Origin of the sequence: Streptomyces canus, from assembly GCF_041435015.1 — a bacterium.
GTDB lineage: Bacteria > Actinomycetota > Actinomycetes > Streptomycetales > Streptomycetaceae > Streptomyces > Streptomyces canus_G.
On the sequence record NZ_CP107989.1, the window covers coordinates 6,803,356 to 6,823,690 of the forward strand.

A 20,335-nucleotide genomic window follows, 5' to 3' on the forward strand; every position below is an offset into this window, starting at 1 on the left:
GACTTCGCCGTTGACGTATCCCCTGAAGAGAGCCCCTCCCATGACGCGACACACTCACGGACGCACCCGAGGAGAATCATGAAGGGCATGCACCGGCTCGGCCGGCGTCCCCGGACATGGGCGATAGGAGTGTCGGCCGCGGCGGTGCTGGCCGGTGTCGTGACGCTGCTTCCCAGCTCCGCCGGAGCCGCGACCTTGGGCGCGCAGGCGGCCCCCTCCGGCAGGTACTTCGGCACCGCTGTGGCCGCCGGAAGGCTCGGCGACTCGACGTACGCCGCGATCTCGGACCGGGAATTCAACATGATCACCCCGGAGAACGAGATGAAGTGGGACGCCATCGAGCCGTCCCGCGGCAATTTCACCTTCGGCCCCGCCGACCAGATCGTCAGCCATGCCCTGGCACACGGCCAGCGCATGCGCGGCCACACCACGGTCTGGCACTCGCAGCTCCCGACCTGGGTCAGTTCCATCACCGACGCGGCCACGCTGCGCAGCGTGATGAAGAACCACATCACCACCGAGATGACCCACTTCAAGGGCAAGATCTACGCCTGGGACGTGGTCAACGAGGCGTTCGCCGACGGCGGCAGCGGCCAGCACCGCAGCTCGGTGTTCCAGAACGTGCTGGGCAACGGCTTCATCGAGGAGGCCTTCCGCACCGCCCGGGCCGCCGACTCCTCGGCCAAGCTCTGCTACAACGACTACAACATCGAGAACTGGACCGACGCCAAGACCCAGGGCGTCTACGCGATGGTCAAGGACTTCAAGTCCCGCGGCGTGCCCATCGACTGTGTCGGCTTCCAGAGCCACTTCGGCACCGGCGGCCAGCCGTCCAACTTCCGGACCACCCTGGCCAACTTCGCCGCTCTGGGCGTTGACGTCCAGATCACCGAGCTGGACATCGCCCAGGCGTCGGCCACCAACTACGCCAACACGGTCAACGCCTGCCTGTCCGTGGCCCGGTGCACCGGCATCACGGTATGGGGCATCCGTGACAAGGACTCCTGGCGCAGCAGCGAGAACCCCCTGCTGTTCGACAGCAACGGCAACCCCAAGCCCGCCTACTCCGCCGTCATGAACGCCCTCAAGGCCACCCCCGGTACCGCGACCAGCGCGACCCCGACCACGACCACGGGCGGGACGACCGGCGGGACCGGTACCGGTGTCGGAGCGATCAAGGGCGCCCCCTCCGGTCGCTGCATCGACATCAACAACTTCGCCACCGTCAACGGCACCCAGGCGCAGCTGTGGGACTGCAACGGACAGACCAACCAGCGCTGGACGTACACCTCCGGCAAGCAGCTGATGATCTACGGCGACAAGTGCCTGGACGCGAAGGGCACCAGCAACAGCACCGCGGTGGTCATCTGGGACTGCAACGGCGGCGCCGGCCAGCAGTGGAACATCAAGACCGACGGTACGATCGCCGGCGTCCAGTCCGGCCTGTGCCTCGACGCCGTCGGCGCGGGCACCGCCAACAGCACCAAGATCCAGCTGTACTCCTGCTGGTCCGGCAGCAACCAGAAGTGGACCGGCGTGACCGGGACGGCGACCCCTGCCCCGACCTCGACCCCGACAACGGCAACGCCCGCGTCGACGGGCAACACGTGTGCCCTGCCGTCGACCTACCGGTGGTCGTCGTCGGGTCCGCTGGCGCAGCCGGCGAACGGGCAGGTCGCGCTGAAGGACTTCACCACCGTGACGTACAACGGCAAGCACCTGGTCTACGCGACCACATCCGACGGAACGAAGTGGGGCTCGACGGGGTTCAGTCCCTTCACGAACTGGTCGGACATGGCGACGGCCCGCCAGACCCGGATGAACGAGCCCGCGGTGGCGCCTCAAGTGTTCTACTTCGCGCCCAAGAACGTCTGGGTGATGGTGTCCCAGTGGAGTCAGTGGCCGCTCTACTACCGCACGTCCAGCGACCCCACCAACCCCAACGGCTGGTCCGCAAAGCAGCCGCTGTTCACCGGCAGCCTCCCCGACGGCCCCGGGCCGAACCAGAAGAACGCCCCGATCGACCCGACCATGATCGCCGACGACCAGAACATGTACCTGTTCTTCGCCGCTGACAACGGCAAGATCTACCGGGCGAGCATGCCGATCGGGAACTTCCCGGGCAACTTCGGCTCCTCGTACACGACGGTCATGAGCGACACAACGAACCTTCTGTTCGAGGCGCCGCAGGTCTACAAGGTCCAGGGCCAGAACCAGTACCTCATGATCGTTGAGGCGCAGGGGGCGAACCGCTACTTCCGCTCGTTCACCGCCTCCAGCCTGAACGGTCCGTGGACGGTCCAGGCGGGCAGCGAGAGCAGCCCCTTCGCGGGCCAGGCCAACAGCGGTTCGACCTGGGCCAAGGGCGTCAGCCACGGTGACCTGGTCCGCAACAACCCCGACCAGACCATGACCATCGATCCCTGCAACCTGCAGTTCCTCTACCAGGGCCTCCCCAGCAACACACCGGAGAACACCGACTACTTGAAACTGCCGTACCGGCCGGGCCTGCTCACCCTGCAGCGCTGACCCGCCTGATCCACGAGACAGCGGCAGCACCTCAAGGAACCCCAGCCGTGCGTCGGCTGGGGTTCCCCGCTTTCGTGGACGTTCATTGTTCATCGTTTGTCCTGTGGCCCCGGCGTCGTCAGCGCTGGTGCGTTCCGCTCACGGACATGGATGGCCCAGGGGTGGCGAACATCGGTGCAGCGGTTGGCGCTGAGAGTGCGACGGAAGCTGTTCGCCCTGGACGACCTGGTTGTAGTTCATGGCGAAGTCCTCGCGCGGCAGTTCCACGGTGGCCCGGAACGCGGCTCGTGGGCCGCCCCACGGGTCGGGACCGGTGCCGAGGTGGGCCAGGTCCAGGTCAAGGACCCGGGCCTTGTTTGTTTCCTGACCGCCGACGCCGACGCCGACGCCGACGCCGACGCCGACGGCCCGGCAGCACGCCACGGGTGGGTGGCGTTGCTGCCGGGCCGTCAGTCACTCACGGGGTCTCACTTCCCGTGCAAACCCCTGCGGCGACGTCCGCGAAGCACCAGCACGCCGCCGGCAGCGATGACCAGCAGGCCACCGAGGGCGCTGTACGTGACAGCAGCGCTGCTCGCCCCGGTGGAAGCCAGGTCGCCGGACGTGCTGCTCGGGGTCTGCTGGCCGACGGGCGCGCCGACCTCCCCCTGCGCACGGGTACCGGTCGTGCCGGGGGCCGAGACAACCGGCGTGACGGCGGTCGGCGTGGGGGCGGGCGTCGGCTTGTCAGCGCCGGCGGTCCCCGACCTGGGCTTCAGCTGAAGGGTCGTGATCGAGTACGGCGGCAGCGTCTGTGCGGCCGCCGTGCCCCGCTTCGCCGTCGTCAGGGCGGTGTCTCCCTGGGCATACGAAACGGTCGTGACCGCCCCTGCGGCCGGGGTGAATCCGGCGTACGAGAGCGACACCTGCGCCGCGTTCTGTGGGCTCTTGTTGGTCAGCATGACGTTCAGCCCGCCGGTGCTGTTCCGCACCGCGTGCACAGTGACCGACGAGTTGCCCGAGGACGACTTGACCATGATGTCGCCAGGCTTCGCCAGTGCGGTCAGCGAGCGGATGCCCCAGTAGGTGGGGAAGGGCGTGTCGCGCGTCGGTTCGCACTTCCCCCCGGCGCAGGTGCCGGCGGAGAGCACACCCCCGTCCTGGTAGTCGGTCTGGCCATGGACGGTGGTGGGTGCTTGGTCCGTGCCGTTGTGCAGGTTCCACCAGTCCACGTGGGTGGCGCCTTGCTCGAACCAGGTCATGTAGGTGTCCGGCGCGAACAGGGCCGCGGCCTGGCTGGTCTGGGCGGGCGAGCCGACGGCGCCGTTCTCGGTGACCGCGATCTCCACCGAAGCGGCGCGCGAGCCCGTGTACTTGGCGATCAGCGAGCGCAGCGAGGACCTGACACCGGCGATCCGGGAGGGGGTGTTCAGCAGGTCGGCCGTGGTTTTGCCGCCCGGATACCAGTGGACGATGACGAAGTCGATCGAGCCTCCCGCGATGGAGAGCACCGTGTTGTTCCAGTCGGCGGTGTCACCGGGAGCCTTCTCCGCATCCGGCCAGAAGCCGGGGGTGGTGAGCACCGCTCCGATCTTCACCTTCGGATCCACGGCCTTCATCGCCTTCGAGTAGGCGACGAGGTTCTTCCCGTACTCCTTCGGGCTCTTGTCGGCGTGGTGGTCGGTTTCCCAGCCCTTGCCGTTGCCGTAGTGCCCGTTGCCGTAGACCTCGTTGCCGATCTCCCAGTACTTCACGCCGTAACCCTTGTCGACGTTGGAGTACTTGACCCAGTCGGCGGCCTCCTGGGGGGTGCCGGAACCGTAGTTCGCGGTCAGGATCGGCTGGGCGCCGACCTTCTTCGCGGTGGCCATGAAGTGGTCGAAGTCGGTGTTGGAGGGGATCCAGCCCTTGCCGTCGCCGTAGGTGTGGGTCTTCCAGTGGTATTCGTCCGCGCCGGAGCCGCCGGGATAGCGCAGCTGCCGAACTCCCGCGGCCTTCATCAGCGATGTCACCTTGGGGGTCCCCATGTGGTCGTCGCCGAAGCCCGTGTTGAGGCCGACACCACTGCTGGGCACCGTGCCCAGGGAGGTACCGGCATTCACACGGATGTCGACGGTCGGCGCGGCGTCCGCGCTGGGCGCCAGGGCGCCGACGCCGACCGAGGCGGCGAGCACCGCCACAGCCCCCGCGACCAAGCGCCGGCGCATCCGGCTACGGCGCGGCGTGCGAGCCCAAGGCATCGGCTGTTCGGCGGGTCTCGGGTCGTCTGATGACACGTAATGCTCCGATCAGGGTCTTAACACAGAGGGCGTAGCGCCGCTGACCACGGCTCGCCCTCGTCGGTACACCCCTAAGTGGCCACTCAGAGCGGAAAGGTTGCCGTCTCAATCATTCTTCGCCGAGACGCGGTCGCACCGTCTCTCCGGACCCGGTGACCCGGTGACCCGGTGACCCGGGGACACGTCCGGGCTCCCTTTCCACCTCGTCGGCGCGAACCATCACATGCTTCCGGCCGCACACCGCCCGCGGTGGCCGAGCGGCTGAAGCCGCTCAGGAAGCACAGGAAAAGACAGGCGGCGGCCGCCGCCACCGCCACCGCGACGGCCCTGTTCTCGCATAGCTACCGCCAGGTGGTATGTAGCGCTGAGTAACTACTTGGGGCTGTGGTCGCGCTGCTCGGCCGTCATGCCGGGGCCCTCGTCGGAGACATGCAGGTCCACCCAGCCGGGGCGCAGGGCGTCGGGACTGTGTCGATGGGTGCCGACGTGGCCTCCGCGGGGGCCGACGCGCGGACCGCCGGGGCGGCGTCCGCCAGTGTTGAGGCGGTGGGTGCCGGGACGGCGACCATGGGTGCTGGAGCGGCGGGAGCCTGGACGGCGTCCGCGGGTGCTGGGGCGAGGGGCGTCGGCGCCGGGGCGCCTGGCGGGTGTGGGCCTTCGGGAGCAGGGCCTCCGCCGAGCCGGCCTTGGGGAGCAGGGTCTCCGACACGGCCGTCGGCGGCGAGGGACGCGCATTCGACACGGTGGCCGCCGGTCCCGGAGCCGCCGCCTCCTGGCCCGACATCTCCCACGCCCACGATTTCTCCGCAGCCGGGGCTTCCGAGGGGCCGGGCGCCCGGCCGGACGGCTTCCGCACCGCAGCCTCCTCCGCAGCCGAGGCGTTCCCGGGTGATCCGGGGCCCGGGGCCGAATGGTTCTACCTGGACACGCGGCCCGTGCCCGACGATGACGCGCCGCGTCCACCGCTCGTAGGCTGAGTCCCACCGGCTGCGGAGGGAGCCCGGCCATGTCAGGTTGGAGTGCGAAGGCCATCCCCGACCAGAGCGGACGCGTAGCCGTCGTCACCGGGGCCAACAGTGGCATCGGGTATGTCACCGCGCGGGAACTCGCCCGTCGGGGCGCCCGCGTGCTGCTCGCCTGCCGCAGCGAGGCGCGGGGCGTCGGGGCCAGGGACCGACTGGTCGGCGAAGTCCCGGGTGCGGACGTGGAGTTCGCCCGCCTGGACCTCGGGGACCTGTCCTCCGTACGGGAGTTCGCGGCGACGTATGCCTACCACCGCCTCGACCTGCTGATCAACAACGCGGGCGTGATGGCACTGCCGTACGGCACGACCGCGGACGGCTTCGAGACGCAGTTCGGGGTGAACCACCTGGGCCACTTCGCACTGACCGGGCTGCTGCTGCCGACGATCCTCGCGACACCCGCCGCGCGCGTCGTGGCCGTCTCAAGCACGGCGCACGCGCTGGCCAACATCGACATCGACGACCTCAACAGCGAGCGCCGCTACCGCCGTTGGGTCGCCTACGCCCGCTCCAAGACCGCCAATCTTCTCTTCGTCCACGAACTGGCCCGCAGGCTGGCGGCCCACGGCTCGGACGTGGTCGCGGCGGCGGCGCACCCGGGGTACGCAGCCACCAACCTCCAGACGGCGGGCCCGAAGATGGCCGGCCGCAGGGCGGCGGAACGCTTCATGCGGGTCGGCAACCGATTCTTCGCCCAGTCCGCCGACGCGGGCGCGCTCCCGACCCTCTACGCGGCCACCGCCCCCGACGTGCCGCCCGACTCCTTCACCGGACCGTCCCTGGCGGGGTGGCGCGGTTCCCCGGCCCCCTCCTGGCGGGCCCCGTGGACCCGCGACGACCGGGCGTCCCAGCGGCTTTGGGCCGCTTCGGAGGAACTCACCGGGGTGGCGTACGACGCCCTGAAGGTCTGAGCCCGCTGAGGCCCTGAGCGCCTCAGTCCTTCCGGCCCGTCACCGCCACCGTCACACCCAGGCCGATCATGGTCAGCCCGCCGACCCCACCCACCCGGGAGAGGCGGCGCGGCGAGCGGGCGAACCAGCCCCGCGCGGTCGCCGCGACCAGCCCCCACACGGCGTCGGAGACCAGCGCGATGACGTTGAACACCAGCCCGAGCAGCAGCATCTGCGCGGCCACATGGCCCTGGCCGCGGTCCACGAACTGCGGCAGTACGGCGGCGAAGAACACGATGGTCTTGGGGTTGGTCACGCCGACCGCGAACCCCTCCCCGAACGTCCGCAGACCACCGTGCCCCGCCGCCGCAGCCGTCACGTCCTCGGCGAACGCCGCACGCAGCGACCCGCGACCGCGCCATGCCTTGACACCCAGGTACACGAGGTAGGCGGCACCGGCGAGCTTGAGCGTGGTGAAGACCAGGACCGAGCGCTCCACGATCGAGCCGACCCCGAACGCGACGGCCAGGACCAGCACGTAGGCGCCGACCGTGTTCCCCGCCACCGTGGTCAGGGCGGCCCGCCGGCCCTGAGCGAGCGCCCGGCCGATCACGAACAGCACGCTGGGTCCGGGGACCACGATCAGCAGGAACGACATGGCCGCGAAGGCGAGAAGACGGTCGGTGGGCACCATGCCGCCATGCAAGCACGGGGGACCCGCGCCCTCCAGCGGATTTCCGCCGACGGGCCCTCTGCCGCGCACCTCGGGCCGTGGAGCGAAGACCCTGCGCCGGGTCACCCAGCTCTTCCAGCGCACCGCCGACGGTCTGGTGAAGGCCGAAGCCGGTGGCCACGACGTCCGGGCCACGTCCGGGCACCCGTTCCGGGCCCGGCGCGGGTGTTCGACTTCGAGGACTACGCGACCGACCTCGACGGAGTCTCAGCGCGGGGCGGTCACCGGACGGTGCCCGCCCCTTCCGTTCCGAGCCGCGGCCCGGGCTTACGCCGCCCGCACCGCGTACGTCGTGATCCGTACCGACTCGTCGTCCAGGCACTGCCCGGTCTCCAGGTCGAAGCGCTGCTTCAGCAGGGGCGAGGCCACGAACGGCCGTCCCTGGTGGGTGCCGGTCAGGCCGCGGGAGAGGACCGCCGCGCCGCCGAAGGGGTCGCGGTTGTCGACGGCGTACAGGTTGCCGGCGCGGTCGCGGAACAGGGCGGCCTGACGGCCGTCGGGCAGCAGGGCCGCCACGCCCCGGCCGGGGAGCAGCCGGGTCAGCTCGCAGACCGCGAACCAGTCGTCGTTCAGCTGGAGTTCGACCTTCAGGTCGGTGGTCTCGGGTGCCAGGGTCATCGCTGGGCGCTTCCTTCCAGGGGGCGGTGGCCGATGGTCAGCAGCGGCAGGTCGGGCTTGATCTGGTCGCGCTCGGCGACGAAGCCGACGACCGGGTCGGGGGTGTCGGGGGCGTTCACGAAGGACACGAACCGGGCTAGTTTCTCGGGGTCGTTGATGGTGGTCGCCCACTCGTCGGCGTAGTGCGCCACGTGGGCCGTCATCAGGGACTCCAGCTCCTCGCAGATGCCGAGGGAGTCCTCCACGACCACGTCACGGACGTGGTCCAGGCCGCCGGGGATGCGCTCCAGCCAGGTCGAGGTGCGCTCCAGACGGTCCGCGGTGCGGATGTAGAACATCAGGAACCGGTCGATCAGCTTGATCAGTTCGGCGTCCGAGAGGTCCTGGGCCAGCAGGTCCGCGTGGCGGGGGGTCGCGCCGCCGTTGCCGCCGACGTACAGGTTCCAGCCGTTGGAGGTGGCGATGACGCCGAAGTCCTTCGACTGGGCCTCGGCGCACTCGCGGGCGCAGCCGGAGACCGCCGACTTCAGCTTGTGCGGCGACCTCAGGCCCCGGTAGCGCAGCTCCAGATCGATCGCCATGCGGACCGAGTCCTGGACGCCGTAGCGGCACCAGGTCTGGCCGACGCAGGACTTCACCGTGCGCAGGGACTTGCCGTAGGCGTGGCCGGACTCGAAGCCGGCGTCCACCAACCGGGTCCAGATCAGCGGGAGTTGCTCGACGCGGGCGCCGAACATATCGATCCGCTGACCACCGGTGATCTTCGTGTAGAGACCGAAGTCGCGGGCGATCTCGCCGATCACGATGAGGCCCTCCGGGGTGATCTCACCGCCGGGGATGCGCGGGACGACCGAGTAGGAGCCGTTCTTCTGGATGTTGGCGAGGAAGTGGTCGTTGGAGTCCTGCAGCGAGGCCTGCTCGCCGTCCAGGACATAGCCGCTCGCGCCGATGGTCGGGGCGAGGGAGGCGATGATCGAGCCGACCGCCGGCTTGCAGATCTCGCAGCCGTCGCCGCCCTTGGCGCCGTCGCGGCCATAGCGGTCCAGGAGGTCCTGGTAGGTGTTGATGCGCAGGGCCAGGACGATCTCGTAGAGCTCCTCGCGGGTCTGCGAGAAGCAGCCGCACAGGCCCTTGTCGACCTCGACGCCGGACGCCTCCAGCTCGGCGGTGACCAGCTGGCCGAGCACCTTGACGCAACTGCCGCAGGTCGTACCGGCCTTGGTGCACTTCTTCACCTCGGGCACGGTCGTGCACTGGTGGTCGGTGACCGCGGCGCGGATCGTGCCCTTGCGGACGTTGTTGCAGGAGCAGATGATCGCGTCGTCCGGCAGCGCGGTCGGGCCGAGCTGGACGGACTCCCCGGCACCGGCGGGCAGCACCAGCGACTCGGGCTTGACCGGCGGAACCGAACCGGTGAACGCCTTCAGCGTGCCGTACGCCTCCGCGTCGCCGACCAGGATGCCGCCGAGCAGCGTGCCGTCGCGGCCGATGACGAGCTTCTTGTACAGGCCCGCACGGGAGTCGGAGTAGACGACGTCGAGGCAGTCCGCGGTCGCGCCGTGCGCGTCACCGAAGGAGGCGACGTCCACGCCGAGCAGCTTCAGCTTGGTGGACAGGTCCGCGCCGAGGAAGGCGGCCTCGTCGGAGGCGATGGTCGCCGCGGCCGTCTCGGCCTGCTCGTAACCGGGGGCCACCAGGCCGTACACCCGGCCGTCGGAGGCAAGCGCGCACTCGCCGATCGCGAAGACATGCGGGTCGGAGACCGTGCGGCACTGCTCGTCGACCGTGATGCCGCCGCGCTCGCCGACCGTCAGACCGCAGTCGCGGGCCAGCTGGTCGCGGGGGCGGACACCGGCGCTGAACACGACCAGGTCGGTGGCGAGTTCGCTGCCGTCGGAGAGCTTCATCCCGGTGACGGCACCCTCCGCGTCGACCACGATCTCCTGCGTGCCCACCCCGGTGTGGACGCTCAGGCCCATCTCCTCGATGGTGCGCAGCAGCGCCGCGCCACCGCCCTCGTCGACCTGCACCGGCATCAGCCGCGGCGCGAACTCCACGATGTGGGAGGTGAGTCCGAGACCCTTCAGCGCGCCGGCCGCCTCCAGACCGAGCAGACCGCCGCCGACCACGGCACCGGTGGTGCGCGTCTTCGCGTACTCCTCGATGGCGAGGAGGTCCTCGATCGTGCGGTAGACGAAACAGCCCTGGGCGTCCTTGTTGGGGACCGGCGGCACGAACGGGTAGGAGCCGGTGGCGAGGACGAGGGTCTCGTACGCGAAGACCTGACCGGACTTCGCGGTGACCTGCTTCGCCTCGCGGTCGACAGCGACGGCCGGGTCGCCGACGTACAGCTCGATGCCGTGCGTCTCGATGAACTCCATGTCGGTCACGGAGAGGTCCTCGGGCGTCTTGCCCGAGAAGTACGAGGTGAGCGCGACGCGGTCGTACGCGGGACGCGGCTCCTCGCACAGCACGACCACGCGGTGGGTGGCGGTCATGCCGCGCTCGGCGAGTGCTTCGAGGAAGCGCTGGCCGACCATGCCGTGGCCGACGAGCACGATCGTGGGGGTGGGCCCCGGGGTGGCGGTCATCTCAGGAGCCTCCATCGTTGGTGAGCAGGTGGAGCAGCGGGCCGCCGTCGGAGGGGAGCGGCTCTGCTCCCTCCCAGGCGCGGGCGAGCGCGCCGACGGTGCCGAGTTCGCCGACGAGGACCCCGCCGACCAGGCGGTCGTCGCGGACGACGACCTTGCGATAGGTGCCGCGGGTGGCGTCCGCGAGCTGGACGACGTCGTCGCCCGGGAGCGCCTCGGTCTCGCCGAACGCCGCCAGGTCGAAGGCGGTCTGCCCCGGCAGCGTGAGCCGGGTCAGCGAACGGGTCCCGGTGTAGCGGGCGTTCACCCGACCGGCCAGCAACTCGGCGAGCACATCGGCCTGTTCGAGGGCCGGCGTGGCGAGGCCGTAGACATTGCCGTCGTGCTGGGCGCAGTCGCCGATGGCGTGGATGTACGGGTCGGACGTGCGCAGTTCGTCGTCGACGACGACTCCCTTGCGGACCTGAAGCCCCGCGGTCTGCGCGAGACCGACACGGGGGTGGACCCCGCAGGCCAGGACCACGATCTCGGCGTCCAGGGCGTATCCGTCGGCCATCTCGACCGAGCGGACCGCGCCGCCGACGCAGCGCACGTCACGGACGCGCAGATCGGTGTGGACCTCGACGCCGAGGTCGCCGAGGTGGCGCCGGACCAGCTTGGACGCGCTCGGGTCGAGCTGGCGCTCCATCAGCCGCTCGGACTGCTGGGCCAGCATGACCTGGGCGCCACGCTGGGCGAGCGCGCGGGCCGCCGAGACCCCGAGGAGCCCGCCGCCGATCACGACCGCCTTCACTCCCGGCCGGACCGCCTTGGACAGGCCCAGGCAGTCGTCCATGGTGCGGAAGGCATGGACGCCCTCCGGCAGCTCGTGGTCGGGGGTGAACAGACCGCGCAGCGGCGGCAGTACCGGGTTCGAGCCGGTGGCCAGAACCAGCCGGTCGTATGCGATCTTCGAACCGTCCGCGCACTCGACGGTCCGCGCCTCGCGGTCGATGCCCACGACCCGGGCACGGGTCAGCGCGGTCGGCGCCGGAAGCGCGATCACGTCCGGGGTGTACCGTCCCGCCAGCACCTCGGCGAGGAGCACCCGGTTGTACGGGCGGTGCTCCTCCTCGCCGACGAGCGTCACGGGCGTGCCGAGCTCTCCGAGCCGCCGGGCGAGTCGGACGCCCGCGAGCCCGGCGCCGATCACCACCACACGCGTATTCGAGGTCATATCCAGGAGCCTGCGTTGCGGGTGTTACCCGACCGCATCACGTCTGTTTCCCGCGAGGAACGCTGCCCTCAGCTGGTGCCGGGACCGGATGTGAGGGTTCGGCGCGGACGGCCGGTGCGCACTGTGAGGAGGGCCGCGGTGCGGGCGTCGACGCCGGTGAGGGCGTACGGCCTGGTCTACGACCCGTCCTCTCCCGGCCCCCGGTACGGCGCCCGCGCTCCGCCGCCGTGTGACGGTACCCACGTTCCGCCGCCGCGATCCCGCGGTCCAGGGTGTCCCGGGGGTGTGCCTCACGGCCCTCGGGCCGGTCCCGCTGCACGGTCTGCCGACCGGCACCCCGGCCCTGTACGCGCTCGGCACCAACAAGGCGGTCGCCATCGTCGGCACCTCGGGGGCCGCGGTGACGTACGGCCGGCCGTCCGCACACGGAGGTGCTCAAGCCGCTGATCATGGTCGTACTGCTGGGTGTCGCCCCCTTCGTCAGCCTGCGCCCCGCCTTCGGCGCCGCCCCGCATTGCCGCACCGACGACGGAGCACGGGCGATGTTCGCTCGGCACGGCACCGCCCTGCGGCGGCGGCATCGCGCTGGTCGCCGATATTGCGTACGAACAGCGGCTCGCCTGACGCTACGGTGGCGCCGTGACGACTCAGGTGATCGTGCTCAACGGCGGGTCCAGCTCGGGCAAGTCCGGGATCGTGCGCTGTCTGCAGGCGGTTCTGCCGGACCCGTGGCTGGCCTTCGGGATCGACGGGTTCGTCGAGTCGATGCCCGCCTCGCTCCAGTCCTCCGGCACGGGCATCGAGTTCGCGGCGGACGGCGGAGTGAGCGTGGGCGAGGAGTTCACGCGGCTGGAGGCGGCCTGGCGGGCCGGGGTCGCCGCGACGGCCTGGGCGGGCGCCCGGGTGATCGTCGACGACGTGTTCCTGGGCGGAGCGCACTCCCAGGAACGGTGGCGGAAGTCGCTGGACGGACTGGACGTGCTGTGGGTCGGCGTCCGGTGCGACGCGGAGGTGGCCGCGGGGCGGGAGATCGTCCGGGGCGACCGGTCGCGGGGGATGGCCGAGAAGCATGCGGAACTCGTCCACCAGGGCGTGGTCTACGACCTCGAGGTCGACACCACCCACACCGAGGCCCTGGACTGCGCGCGCACCATCGCCGAGGCGGTCGTCAGCGGTGCCCCGTGAGATGCGCGAACACCACCACGTTCCCCCGGTAACCGGTCGAGCGTGAGTAGCCGCCGCCGCAGGTGATCACCCGCAGCTCGGGCCTGCTCGCGGCCCCGTACACCTTCTCGTCGGGGAAGGCCTTCGCGTCGTACACCTCGACCGCGTCCACCGTGAACACCGCGACGCTTCCGTCGCGCCGGTCCACCTCGATCGCGCTGCCCTTCCGGAGGGCGCCGAGGTCGTAGAAGACGGCGGGTCCTTCGGCGTTGTCGACATGCCCGGCGACGATCGCGGTGCCCGTCTCGCCCGGGGTGGTGCCGGACTCGTACCAGCCGGCGAGGTTCTTCCTGCCGGCCGGGGGGACGTCGAGACTGCCGCTCCGGGTGAGGGCGAGGCCCATCAGCGGCGCGTCCACGCGGATCGAGGGGATGCGCACGCGGTCCGGCGGGGACGGCGACAGCGCGGGCGCCGCGGCCCGACGGGTGTCCACACCCGCGTGCGCCTGGGCCGCGGACGGCTGCGGCGGGGCGTGTGTCTCGGCGCCGCTGCGCAGCAGCCACGCGCCGGTGCACAGGGCCACCACGGTGACGCCCGCTATGACGGTGTTGCCGAAGCCGCGGTTGCGCACAGGAACCTCCTCCTCGACGGCCTGCCCGTCCCCCTCCGGGCCGCGAGGGGCATCGGACCCGGAGGGGGAGGGGACATGCGGTACCGGCGGACGGACAGCGGAGGGTGTCCGTCAGATCCCGTCGCCTCTCGCCCGGCGATGCAGGAGCCAGGTACCGCCCGCGGCGGCGACGGCGAGAGCCGCCACACCGGCCGCGGTCTGTACGGGATCGGGGCCCAGAGCGCCACCGACCCCCGTCTTCACACTTCCTCTGGGATGCACCGACTGACGCTGCGAGGTCAGCGTGACCACCAGGTCACCGGTCACCCGCCGGCCGCCCTCCGCACAGGTCGCGGCGATCTCGTACGTCCCCGGCTGCGCGCTCGGCGGCACTCGGAACTGTCCGATCGCGTCACCCTCGTGTGTGCTGGGCGCCAGCGTGAAGGAGTCCGCGCCCACCGCGCTGGCGTCTCCCTGCGCCGTACCGCCGTCCCCGCACGCGGCCGTGTTCACCGTGACCTGGCCGCCGGGCACCGCGGACGACGGGAAGATCTCGAGACCGTCCGAGTCCCCCGCGTACGCGGGGGCACAGACGAGACCCGCGGCGACGACGAGCGCGCTGCCGGTCAGCAGCCGGGCGGTGGGGCGCATGATGCTCCTTCGAGCTCTCGAGTGGATCCCTGTGCCTTCGAGGTAAGTGGCAGTGGGCCGAGCCCGCTTCCTGAGAGTTCGTCAGAAATGTGGTGAATGGGTGTCAGATCGCCGTGACCCGGGCCGGGTCGGGCGGAGTTTCAGCAGGTCATCGCCGTACGGCGGGCAGGTCGCCGAAGAGAACCCGAAGAGTGCGGGGCGCGCGTGTGAACGGGTGACCCGTCGCCCGCGATCCGCGCTTGACCTCAACGTTGGTTGAGGTATCAGGCTGGCCCGCATGCAGACAGACACCGCTCCTCTCCACGTCGCCCTGGTCATCGGCAGCAACCGTCACGGCCGCTTCGGTCCCGTCGTCGCCGACTGGCTCCTCGACCGCCTCCGCGATCGCGACGACCTGGTCCCCGCGATCGTGGACGTGGCCGAGACCGACCTGCCCATGACCATGGCGCCGAGTCCCGAGGTGACCGCCGCCCTCGCCTCGGTGACCCCGAAACTCGCGTCGGCGGACGCCTTCGTGGTCCTCACCCCCGAGTACAACCACTCCTACCCGGCCGGCCTGAAGAACCTGATCGACTGGCACTTCACGGAGTGGCAGGCCAAGCCGGTGGCCCTCGTCTCCTACGGCGGCATCTCGGGCGGCCTGCGAGCGGTGGAACACCTCCGCCAGGTCTTCGCGGAACTCCACGCGGTGACGGTCAGGGACACGGTGAGCTTCCACAACGCGGGGGGTTCTTTCGCGGACGGTCGGTTGAAGGATCCGTCGGGTCCGGACGCCGCGGCGAAGACGATGCTGGACCAGCTGGTGTGGTGGGGGCGGGTGCTGAGGGAGGGGAGGGCCGCCAGGTCGTACGGAGGGTGAACGGCCGGCGGTCGGGGATGTCGCGCCGGGCCCCCGTATCGGCGCTACGGTGAGGCGATGGGCATGGAACAGCGCATCACCCTGATCACGCTGGGCGTCTCGGACCTGGCCCGTTCCAAGGCCTTCTACGAGGCTTTGGGCTGGCGCGGCCAGGAGGTCGCGGAGACCGTCTTCTTCCAGGCCGGGGGGCTGGGCCTGGTCCTGTGGAGCCGGGAGAAACTGGCGGCGGACTGCGGCCTCGAACCGGGCCCGGCGTACGGCTTCGGCGGGATCGCCCTCGCCCACAACGTCCGTTCGGCGGCGGAGGTCGACGCCCTCCTGGCGAAGGTGGCCGAGGCGGGTGGCACGATCACCAAACCGGCCGCGGTGAACGAGATCGGCTTCTACTCCAGTGCCTTCACGGACCCGGACGGCCACGCCTGGGAGCTGGCGTACAACCCGGGCTTCCCCTTGGCGGAGGACGGCACGCTCACGCTTCCGGACTTCGGCTGACGCCCGTGGCTGGGCGCCCCAATCCGAAGGGACGCCCCCATGGCGTCGCCGCCGGTCGCCCGGGAGTGCGTGCCGGGCCCCCGCCTCCGCGACGTCGGCCTGGTCCGCGGGACAGGGTCCAGACCTGGCCTAGTACTGCAACGGTCTTTGCCGTGACTGCTGGCCAATTCGGTCGTTGGTGTGGTTATGGGTGGGGACCTTGCTGATGTCAGGCTGTGGGCGGGTGAACTGGACGCTCTGCATGAGCGGTTCGTGCACAGGTTCAACCGGGAGGAGCCACGTCAGTCGGCGCTGGCTTACATGCGGGGCCTGGTCGCTCCGCTGCAGCGCAAGAACGGCTGGACGCTGGCGGAGGAGGCCGGACACGCCGGTCCCGATCGCATCCACCGACTGCTGAACCGGATCGAGTGGGACGCCGACGAGGTCCTGAACGACGTACGCGACTACGTCGTGGAACACCTCGGAGACCGGGATGCCGTCCTGATCGTCGACGACACCGGCTTTCTCAAGAAGGGCATCCGCTCGGCCGGTGTGCAAAGGCAGTACTCCGGAACCGCCGGCCGCACCGAGAACAGCCAGATCGGTGTGTTCCTCGCCTACGCCACCGGCCGCGGACGCACGTTGATAGACCGCCGTCTGTATCTGCCCACGTCCTGGACGGACGACCGGGACCGCTGCCGGCGGGCCGGCATCGACGACCACGTCGCCTTCGAGACGAAGGTGGCCATGGCCAAGGCGATGGTCCGCCGGGCCATCACCGACCGGATCCCTTTCGGATGGGTGACGGCGGACGCCGCCTACGGCTACAGCAAGGGCTGGCGCTTCGAGCTCGAGCAGGCGGACGTCTTCCACGTCATGGCCACCACCCGGCACGACACCGTCGTCACCCGCTGGTCCATCGACCACCCCGTCCACGGCCTGTTCCCCGGCCTGCCCCGGCAGAAATGGAAACGCCGTTCCTGCGGCGAGGGAGCCCATGGCCGGCGGATCTACGACTGGGCCCGCGTCGAAGTGAGGCCCTGGCACCGCGAGGACCGCCGGCACTGGGTCCTCGCCCGCCGCAGCGTGAGCAGGCCCGAGGAGATCTCCTACTACATCGCCTACTGTCCCGCCGACACCACCCTGGACGAGCTGATCCGCATCGCGGGCAGCCGCTGGGCCGTCGAGGAATGCTTCCAGACCGCCAAGCAGGAGTGCGGCCTGGACGACTACCAGGTCCGCCGCTACCCCGGCTGGCACCGTCACATGACCCTGGCCATGGCCACCCACGCCTGCCTGACCGTCCTGCGAGCCCGACAGCTGGACACCGACAAAGCAGAAACGGATCCTCCCAGCTCATCCATCTCAGCCTCGCCGAGATCAGACGTCTGATCACCCGCCTCACCGACCGTCGTCCCACCCCGGCCGACCACATCCTGCACTGGTCAACCTGGCGACGACGACGCCAGCACCAAGCCCGCATCAGCCACTACAAACGACGCGGACACAGCCCCTGAACTGCCCAGCACTCAGAACAAGCACCGTTGCAGTACTAGGCCGCGGCGAGTACTTCTTCCAGGGCCCGCATGCCCACTGCCGCGAGGACGGGGTTCTTTCCGCCCCGGTAGTAGTGCACCGCGCCCACCCCGAAGCGCAGGGCCCAGCCGCGCCCCCGCTCCCAGGTGGCGTCGTCGACGTCGGCCGCCGAGCGGAACACCTCGCGGCTCTCGCGGTCGAACAGCGTCCACGCCGGCAGCATGTCCGCCGCCGGGTCCCCGGTGCCGAGGCCGCCGAAGTCGATGACCGCGGTGAGTCGGCCGTTCTCGGTGAGCAGGTTGCCGGGCAGGAGATCGGCGTGGAGCCAGACGGGTTCCCGTTCCCACTGGGGCAGTTGGAGGGTCTCGTCCCAGAGCCGGGTCGCGCGGTCGGCGTCCAGGATTCCGTCGGCGTCGAGGTCACGGATCGCGAGCCGGGCGTAGTCGTCCCGCCCCTGGAGGGGCCCACCACGGAAGGACGTCGGCGCACCGGCGGCGTCGACCTCTCGCAGCGCGACGAGGAACCGCCCCAACTCGACGGCGGCCTCCGTGTGTTCGCGGATCGGTGAGTCGTAGGCGTTGTCCCCGGCCAGCCACCGGTACACGCCCCACTGAAGCCCGTACCCCCGCCCCGGCTCCCCCAGCGCCAACGGCTCCGGCACGGCCAGCGGCAGATGCGGTGCCAGCCCGGGCAACCACCGGTGTTCAAAGGCGATCTGCCCCGCCCCACCGGGCAACCGGGGCAGCCGTACGACCATGTCGTCCCCGAGCCGGTACATCGCGTTGTCGGTCCCGGAGGACTCGACCCGGCTCACGGAAAGTCCGTCCCACTCCGGAAACTGATCCGTGATCAGTCCCTCGACCAGCGCCGCGTCGATGTCGAGCTCGTCGGCGTGCATCTTCGTGGTGGCGGACATGCGGCTCCAGGGCAGGGAGGCGGGCATCGGCGGTGGAGCGTAACCGCGCTCCGGGGGGCGGAGCCATCGCTTTTCGTCAGCCCTCCGGGCCGGAGAACCCCTCCGCGAGCGCGCGATGCCCCGCCGCGGCCTGCGGGGCCTCGGCGGGGGTGACGGACGAGCCCGGCAGCCGGCCGAGGCGCTCGATCTCGTCGGCGAAGCGCAGGTGCTCCGAGCGGGCGTGCTCCCGGCACGGCAGGCACGTCACGTGGTCCGGTCGCGGCGAGGTCATGGCGTACGGCACCCGCAGTCCGCACCCGGTGGCGACGACGCTCGGCAGGTCCCCGGCCAGGCCGAAGGTGGCCGCGAGCATATTGCGGACGGCGGCCTCGCCACGGACCACCTTCACCTCGACATGGATGTGCGGGTCGTCCTCGCTCAACCGTCGTCCTCGCTCAACCGCCCTCCTCCTCCCACGGGTACGGCCGCCCCGGATCCCGGGACGGCCGTGTCACACGCGAGAGCTCTCAGTTCACGTTCACCGCGCTCCAGGCCGCCGCCACCGCGTTGTACTCCGTACTGCCCGCGCCGTACAGGTCCTTCGCCGCGTTCAGGGTGGCCGTCCGCGCCCCCGCGTAGTTCGTCGAGGACGTCATGTAGACCGTCAGCGCCCGGTACCAGATGGCGCCCAGCTTGTCGCGGCCGATCCCGGTGACCGTGGAGCCGTTGGAGGTGGGGGAGTTGTAGCTGACGCCGTTGATCGTCTTGGCGCCGCTGCCCTCCGCCAGCAGATACGCGAAGTGGTTCGCGACCCCTGAGGAATAGTGGACGTCGAGGTTGCCGACCGAACTGCTCCAGGAGTCGGCGGAGCTGCCGTCCTTGGAGGGCTTGTCCATGTAGCGCAGGGCGTCGCGGCCGAAGCCGGAGCGGACGATCTTCTCGCCGATCAGATAGTCGCCGGTGTCCGAGGAGTTGCCCGCGTAGAACTCCACCAGGGTGCCGAAGATGTCGGAGGTCGCCTCGTTGAGTCCGCCGGACTCGCCCGAGTACGTCAGCGCCGCCGTCTTCGAGGTCACGCCGTGGGACATCTCGTGGCCCGCCACGTCCAGTGACACCAGCGGGCCGAGCTGGGTCCCGTCACCGTCGCCGTACGTCATGCAGAAGCAACTGTCGTCCCAGAAGGCGTTGTTGTAGTTCGTGCCGTAGTGGACGCGGTTGTAGGAGCCCTTGCCGTCCCCGCCGATGCCGTTCCTGCCGTGGACGTTCTTGTAGTAGTCCCAGGTGACGTCGGTGCCGTACTGCGCGTCCACCGCCGCCGTGGCCCGGTCCGAAGTCGCCCCCGTGCCCCAGTGGTTGTCGGCGTCGGTGAACAGGGTCGCGGGCGCCCGGCTGATGCAGATGTTCAGGAAGCACAGGTCGGTCTTGTTGGCCGCGTCGCCGGTGTAGGTGTTCCCGCGGGTCGCGTCCTTCAGCTGGTACGTCGACCCCGACTGTGTCGTCTGCAGCGAAACCGTCCCGCTGTACAGCGACTTGCCGTCGCCGGCCGCCTGCTCGATGCTGTCCCACGCGTCGATCTGCGCACCCGTCCGCGCGTCCGTCAGTACCGTCCGCGCCACCGGGTTGCCGAGGGCGTCCTGTGCGGCGGCGTTCGTCTGCCAGGCCAGCTTCGGCGCCCCGTGCAGGGCGTCGACGACCAGCTGCGGCTTGGCGGTCAGCTTCTTCAGTGTCTCGCCGAGGTTGGCGGCCTTGAGGGCGTTCGCCGCGAGGTCGGCCGCCTTCGGCGCGGACAGGACCGGGGTGACGTCGGAGAGGGATATCGCGCTCTTCGTGGCGCGCGAGGAGCTCTTGTACGCCCCGCCGGGCGTCAGGTGGACCACGAAGTCGCCGCCCAGTACGGGCAGTTGGCGGTAAGTGCGGTCGTAGCGGACGTGCTGGGTGCCGTCGGCGTCGACGATCACGTCACGGACCTTCGTGTCCTGGGCGGAGGTGAGGCCCAGCGCCGAGGCCCGGTCGGCCAGGACGGAGGCGGCGTTCTCGAGCGCGGTGGCCCTGGTCGGCCTGTCGGCCGCACCGGCGGCGGGGGAGAGGGCGGCGGCCAGCAGGGTGGCGGCGGTGGCGGCGACTCCGGCGGTGGCGAGACGGCGGGAACGGGCACCTCGGACGTACGGCCGTATCCGACTCATCGGTCTCCTCTGAAAGGCGCCAACGCGGCGCGTGGGGGTGGCGCGGACGTTGACCAAGATTTAAGAGGTCATGACAAGCCGTGTCCATACCGCGTCACGTGCAGGTTTG

General features: G+C 70.5%; 17 protein-coding genes and 2 pseudogenes. 8 read left to right on the top strand and 11 right to left on the bottom strand.

The annotated features are described in order from the left end of the window. Positions 1–78: 78 nt before the first annotated feature. Positions 79–2,529, top strand: a complete 2,451-nt coding sequence (locus OG841_RS31085; protein WP_328638493.1) for a non-reducing end alpha-L-arabinofuranosidase family hydrolase — start codon at positions 79–81, stop codon at positions 2,527–2,529. A gap of 216 nt (positions 2,530–2,745) precedes the next feature. Here OG841_RS31085 and OG841_RS48655 read toward each other — a convergent pair. Together OG841_RS48655 and OG841_RS31095 are read right to left on the bottom strand one after the other, a co-directional pair. After that, positions 2,746–2,877: pseudogene (locus OG841_RS48655) on the bottom strand (YceI family protein); the annotation flags it as partial. 119 nt (positions 2,878–2,996) lie between these two features. Then, positions 2,997–4,715 carry an LPXTG cell wall anchor domain-containing protein gene (locus tag OG841_RS31095; RefSeq protein WP_328638492.1) on the bottom strand — a complete coding sequence of 573 codons (1,719 nt, stop codon included), beginning with the start codon at positions 4,713–4,715 and terminating at the stop codon, positions 2,997–2,999. A gap of 758 nt (positions 4,716–5,473) precedes the next feature. Between OG841_RS31095 and OG841_RS31100 the strand changes: the two genes are divergently transcribed. Then, positions 5,474–5,764 (top strand): hypothetical protein, encoded by a 291-nt coding sequence (locus OG841_RS31100; protein ID WP_365115281.1) that lies wholly within the window; start codon positions 5,474–5,476, stop codon positions 5,762–5,764. Between the two features lie 29 nt (positions 5,765–5,793). Continuing rightward, entirely contained in the window at positions 5,794–6,720 is a 927-nt protein-coding gene (locus OG841_RS31105; protein ID WP_365115283.1) for an oxidoreductase, read from the top strand. A 22-nt stretch (positions 6,721–6,742) separates the two neighbouring features. Here OG841_RS31105 and OG841_RS31110 read toward each other — a convergent pair whose 3' ends face one another. The 4 genes from OG841_RS31110 to OG841_RS31125 form a co-directional block, all read right to left on the bottom strand. Then, on the bottom strand, positions 6,743–7,393 hold the full coding sequence (locus OG841_RS31110; protein WP_328638489.1) for a LysE family translocator: 651 nt from the start codon (positions 7,391–7,393) through the stop codon (positions 6,743–6,745). 306 nt (positions 7,394–7,699) lie between these two features. Next, the gene (gene nirD / locus OG841_RS31115; protein ID WP_328638488.1) at positions 7,700–8,050 is read right to left on the bottom strand and encodes a nitrite reductase small subunit NirD; all 351 of its coding nucleotides are present in this window, start codon (positions 8,048–8,050) and stop codon (positions 7,700–7,702) included. Then, positions 8,047–10,641, bottom strand: a complete 2,595-nt coding sequence (gene nirB / locus OG841_RS31120; RefSeq protein WP_328638487.1) for a nitrite reductase large subunit NirB — start codon at positions 10,639–10,641, stop codon at positions 8,047–8,049. The genes nirD and nirB overlap by 4 nt, the downstream gene beginning before the upstream one ends. A gap of 1 nt (position 10,642) precedes the next feature. Then, on the bottom strand, positions 10,643–11,857 hold the full coding sequence (locus OG841_RS31125; RefSeq protein ID WP_365115286.1) for an NAD(P)/FAD-dependent oxidoreductase: 1,215 nt from the start codon (positions 11,855–11,857) through the stop codon (positions 10,643–10,645). Between the two features lie 229 nt (positions 11,858–12,086). On the opposite strand from OG841_RS31125, the pseudogene OG841_RS31130 reads away from it, so the two are divergent. Both OG841_RS31130 and cpt read left to right on the top strand, forming a co-directional pair. Then, positions 12,087–12,369: pseudogene (locus OG841_RS31130) on the top strand (hypothetical protein); the annotation flags it as partial. 127 nt (positions 12,370–12,496) lie between these two features. Then, positions 12,497–13,042 (top strand): chloramphenicol phosphotransferase CPT, encoded by a 546-nt coding sequence (gene cpt / locus OG841_RS31135; RefSeq protein WP_371567376.1) that lies wholly within the window; start codon positions 12,497–12,499, stop codon positions 13,040–13,042. Here cpt and OG841_RS31140 read toward each other — a convergent pair. Together OG841_RS31140 and OG841_RS31145 are read right to left on the bottom strand one after the other, a co-directional pair. Next, complete coding sequence (locus OG841_RS31140; RefSeq protein WP_328638484.1) at positions 13,026–13,652, bottom strand: class F sortase; 627 nt, start codon at positions 13,650–13,652, stop codon at positions 13,026–13,028. The genes cpt and OG841_RS31140 overlap by 17 nt on opposite strands. Positions 13,653–13,763: 111 nt before the next feature. Continuing rightward, entirely contained in the window at positions 13,764–14,282 is a 519-nt protein-coding gene (locus tag OG841_RS31145; RefSeq protein WP_328638483.1) for a hypothetical protein, read from the bottom strand. A gap of 277 nt (positions 14,283–14,559) precedes the next feature. Between OG841_RS31145 and OG841_RS31150 the strand changes: the two genes are divergently transcribed. The 3 genes from OG841_RS31150 to OG841_RS31160 all read left to right on the top strand — a co-directional run bounded on the left by OG841_RS31150 (position 14,560) and on the right by OG841_RS31160 (position 17,004). Beyond that, positions 14,560–15,141, top strand: a complete 582-nt coding sequence (locus tag OG841_RS31150; RefSeq protein ID WP_328638482.1) for an NADPH-dependent FMN reductase — start codon at positions 14,560–14,562, stop codon at positions 15,139–15,141. A 63-nt stretch (positions 15,142–15,204) separates the two neighbouring features. Next, positions 15,205–15,633: a VOC family protein gene (locus OG841_RS31155; RefSeq protein ID WP_365115353.1), complete on the top strand. Its 429-nt coding sequence runs from the start codon at positions 15,205–15,207 to the stop codon at positions 15,631–15,633. 186 nt (positions 15,634–15,819) lie between these two features. Beyond that, entirely contained in the window at positions 15,820–17,004 is a 1,185-nt protein-coding gene (locus OG841_RS31160) for an IS701 family transposase (protein WP_365124102.1), read from the top strand. Between the two features lie 160 nt (positions 17,005–17,164). On the opposite strand, the gene OG841_RS31165 is transcribed toward OG841_RS31160, so the two are convergent. From OG841_RS31165 to OG841_RS31175, 3 genes are all read right to left on the bottom strand, one after another. After that, complete coding sequence (locus OG841_RS31165) at positions 17,165–18,064, bottom strand: aminoglycoside phosphotransferase family protein (protein WP_371567379.1); 900 nt, start codon at positions 18,062–18,064, stop codon at positions 17,165–17,167. A 76-nt stretch (positions 18,065–18,140) separates the two neighbouring features. Beyond that, positions 18,141–18,485, bottom strand: coding sequence for a hypothetical protein (locus tag OG841_RS31170; protein ID WP_371567381.1), 345 nt, complete (start codon positions 18,483–18,485; stop codon positions 18,141–18,143). A gap of 85 nt (positions 18,486–18,570) precedes the next feature. Beyond that, positions 18,571–20,226: a M4 family metallopeptidase gene (locus tag OG841_RS31175; protein ID WP_328638479.1), complete on the bottom strand. Its 1,656-nt coding sequence runs from the start codon at positions 20,224–20,226 to the stop codon at positions 18,571–18,573. Between the last annotated feature and the right edge of the window lie 109 nt (positions 20,227–20,335).